Origin of the sequence: Photobacterium sp. Ph5, from assembly GCF_022129445.1 — a bacterium.
Taxonomy (GTDB): Bacteria; Pseudomonadota; Gammaproteobacteria; order Enterobacterales; family Vibrionaceae; genus Photobacterium.
The window spans coordinates 1-4,235 of sequence record NZ_JADQAQ010000100.1 but is presented as its reverse complement, the minus strand read 5'-3'; the positions used below and the strand labels follow the sequence as shown (position 1 = coordinate 4,235).

Sequence of the window (4,235 nt, the reverse complement as noted above, 5' to 3'; positions counted from 1 at the left end):
TAGTTCAAAAAAATCCCCAAGCTGCAGCTTAGGGATTTGTGTATAAGAGACAGCCCCGAAGGATGCCTTTTAAATCAATCACGCTGAGAATTAATTCTCGTCGTTAAGACCTGCGTTTAGTAACGCTGCTAGATCTTGAGAAGCTTGCTCTGCATCCACTTGTGGTGCTACAGGCTCAAGCTCAACGTCACGCTGTTGTTGACGACGTTGGTGGTAAGAGAAACCTGTACCCGCTGGGATCAGACGACCCACGATTACGTTCTCTTTCAGACCACGTAAGTCATCACGCTTACCAGAAACTGCTGCTTCTGTTAGTACGCGCGTTGTTTCCTGGAACGATGCTGCTGAGATGAATGACTCAGTCGCAAGCGATGCTTTAGTGATACCTAGTAAGTCACGAGAGTAACTTGCAGGTGTCTTACCTTCAGCTTCAAGCTGACGGTTAGCAATCGTTACGCGAGAGAATTCAACTTGCTCGCCTTCTAGGAACTCAGAATCACCAGCAACAGTGATAGTTACCTTACGTAGCATCTGACGAATGATAGTCTCAATGTGCTTATCATTAATCTTAACGCCCTGCAGACGGTAAACTTCCTGAACTTCGTTAACGATGTATTCTGCAACTGCGTGTACACCACGTAGACGTAGAATATCGTGCGGAGTTTCTGGACCATCAGCAATTACGTCACCCTTCTCAACTTTTTCACCTTCGAAAACGTTAAGTTGGCGATGCTTTAGGATCATCTCTTCGTACGGCTGACCTTCACTTGGTGTGATGATCAAGCGACGCTTACCTTTAGTTTCTTTACCGAATGATACTGTACCGGTAATTTCAGCCAAGATAGCTGGTTCTTTTGGCTTACGAGCTTCGAACAAGTCAGCAACGCGTGGTAGACCACCCGTGATATCCTTGTTACCGCCAGATTTTTGCGGAATACGTGCAAGCGTATCACCGATACCAACCATAGCGCCGTCGTCAAGCTGAACAATCGCCTTACCTGGTAAGAAGTATTGAGCTGGCATTTCAGTACCAGGGATCATTACATCATTACCATCAGCATCAACAAGTTTGATAGCTGGACGCATATCTTTACCTGCCGCTGGACGAGCTGCAGCATCAGTAACTTCGCTTGAAGATAGACCTGTTAGATCATCTGTTTGACGAGAAACTGTCACGCCGTCGATCATGTCAACGAACTGGATGCGACCTGCCACTTCAGTGATGATTGGCATGGTGTGCGCTTCCCAGTTTGCTACTGTTTCACCAGCAACAACTTCTGCACCGTCACCTTTGCTTAAGATAGTACCGTAAGACAGTTTGTAGTTCTCTTTCGTACGACCGAACTCATCAATGATGCTTAGTTCAGATGCACGAGAAGTAATTACAAGCTTGCCAGCATTGTTCGTTACGAACTTCGCATTGTGCAGCTTCATAGAACCTGTAGTTTTCACTACAACGCTATTGTCTGCTGCCGCTGCTGATGCCGCACCACCGATGTGGAACGTACGCATTGTAAGCTGTGTACCTGGTTCACCGATTGACTGAGCAGCAACAACACCCACTGCCTCACCAGAGTTAACCAAGTGACCGCGAGCAAGGTCACGACCGTAACAGAACTTACAACAACCGAAGTCGTTCTCACACGTTACAACTGAACGTACTTTAACTTGGTCTACAGAGTTCGCTTCTAGGATCTCACACCACTTCTCATCAAGAAGCGTATTACGTGGTGCTAGAACTTCTTCTGTACCCGGTTTTAGAACGTCTTCAGCAACAACACGACCAAGAACTCGATCACCAAGTTGTTCTTTAACATCACCACCCTCGATTAGAGGCATCATGGTGATACCAGCGTAAGTACCACAGTCATCTGCTGTGATCACTACGTCTTGCGCTACGTCTACTAGACGACGCGTTAGGTAACCTGAGTTTGCTGTCTTAAGTGCGGTATCCGCAAGACCCTTACGAGCACCGTGCGTAGAAATAAAGTACTGTAGTACGTTTAGACCTTCACGGAAGTTCGCAGTGATCGGCGTTTCGATGATTGAGCCATCCGGCTTAGCCATCAGACCACGCATACCCGCCAACTGACGAATCTGTGCAGCAGAACCACGCGCACCAGAGTCGGCCATCATGTATACACTGTTGAACGATTTTTGCTGTTCTTCAACGCCATCACGGTTAATAACAGTGTCGAAAGACAGGTTATCCATCATCGCTTTAGCAACTTGTTCGTTCGCTGTAGCCCAGATATCGATAACTTTGTTGTAACGTTCACCAGCAGTCACAAGACCTGACTGGAACTGTTCTTGAATTTCAGCAACTTCTGCTTCAGCTTCTGCGATCTTAGTGTACTTAGCCGCAGGTACAACCATATCGTCGATACCAACAGATACACCAGAAAGTGCAGCGTAAGCAAAACCTGTGTACATAATTTGGTCAGCAAAGATAACGGTATCTTTCATGCCCAGCTTACGGTAACAAGTGTTAAGAAGCTTAGAAATCTGCTTCTTACCTAGTGCTTCAGTGTTTACAAGGCTAAATGGTAGACCTTTCGGTACGATAGGCCATAGCATTGCACGACCAACAGTAGTATCAACAAGTTGAGTATTCTCAACAAAGTTACCCTGCTCGTCTTTCACAAATTCTGTAATACGTACTTTAACGCGAGCATGAAGCTCTGCCATCTTAGTACGGTATGCTTTCTCAGCTTCAGCTGGTCCAGCAAGGTACATGCCTTCACCTTTCGCGTTGATTTTCTCACGCGTCATGTAGTAAAGACCCAATACAACGTCCTGAGAAGGTACGATGATCGGATCACCAGATGCTGGTGAAAGAATGTTGTTTGTTGACATCATAAGCGCACGTGCTTCTAGCTGTGCTTCAAGTGTCAACGGCAAGTGAACCGCCATCTGGTCACCATCGAAGTCGGCGTTGTATGCCGCACACACAAGTGGGTGAAGCTGAATCGCTTTACCTTCGATTAGGATTGGTTCAAACGCCTGAATACCTAGACGGTGCAGTGTTGGTGCACGGTTAAGCATTACTGGGTGCTCACGAATTACTTCGTCTAGGATATCCCAAACTACTGCTTCTTCGCGCTCAACCATCTTCTTAGCAGCTTTGATTGTCGTAGCAAGACCACGAGTCTCTAACTTACCGTAGATGAATGGCTTAAATAGCTCTAGTGCCATCTTCTTAGGAAGACCACACTGATGCAGACGTAGGTATGGACCTACTGTGATAACAGAACGACCTGAGTAGTCTACACGCTTACCAAGAAGGTTCTGACGGAAACGACCTTGTTTACCCTTGATCATATCAGCAAGAGATTTCAGAGGACGCTTGTTAGAGCCAGTGATAGCGCGGCCACGACGACCGTTATCTAGCAATGCATCAACAGATTCCTGAAGCATACGCTTTTCGTTACGTACGATGATATCAGGAGCAGCCAGGTCTAAAAGACGCTTTAGACGGTTGTTACGGTTAATAACACGACGGTATAGATCGTTCAGATCTGAAGTCGCGAAACGGCCGCCGTCTAGTGGTACCAACGGACGAAGATCCGGCGGTAGAACTGGCAGTACGGACAGGATCATCCACTCTGGGTTGTTACCTGACTGTAGGAAAGCTTCAACTAGCTTAAGACGCTTAGTTAGCTTCTTACGCTTAGTTTCAGAGTTAGTTTCTTCTAACTCTTCACGCATATTTTCGATTTCAGCATTTAGGTCCATGTTGCCTAAAAGTGCTTTAACCGCTTCTGCGCCCATCTTAGCGTCGAACTCGTCGCCCCACTCTTCAAGTGCATCCAAGTACTGCTCTTCAGAAAGCAGCTGGCTACGCTCAAGGTTGGTCATACCAGGTTCAATAACTACGTATGATTCAAAGTAAAGTACACGCTCGATATCACGTAGAGGCATGTCCATTAACAAACCGATACGAGATGGCAGTGACTTTAAGAACCAGATGTGGGCAACAGGTGAAGCAAGCTCAATGTGACCCATACGCTCACGGCGTACTTTAGTCTGAGTAACTTCAACACCACATTTTTCACAGATCACACCACGGTGCTTCAGGCGCTTGTACTTGCCACAAAGACACTCGTAGTCTTTTACTGGGCCAAAGATACGTGCACAGAAAAGACCGTCACGCTCAGGCTTGAAGGTACGATAGTTGATTGTTTCTGGCTTTTTAACTTCACCAAAAGACCATGAACGGATCATGTCAGGTGAAG

Annotated in this window: 1 protein-coding gene; it reads right to left on the bottom strand. The window is 46.5% G+C overall.

The annotated features are described in order from the left end of the window. Positions 1 to 90: 90 nt before the first annotated feature. A partial coding sequence (gene rpoC / locus I3259_RS19990) for a DNA-directed RNA polymerase subunit beta' (protein ID WP_238031417.1) occupies positions 91 to 4,235 on the bottom strand: 4,145 nt, incomplete at its 5' end.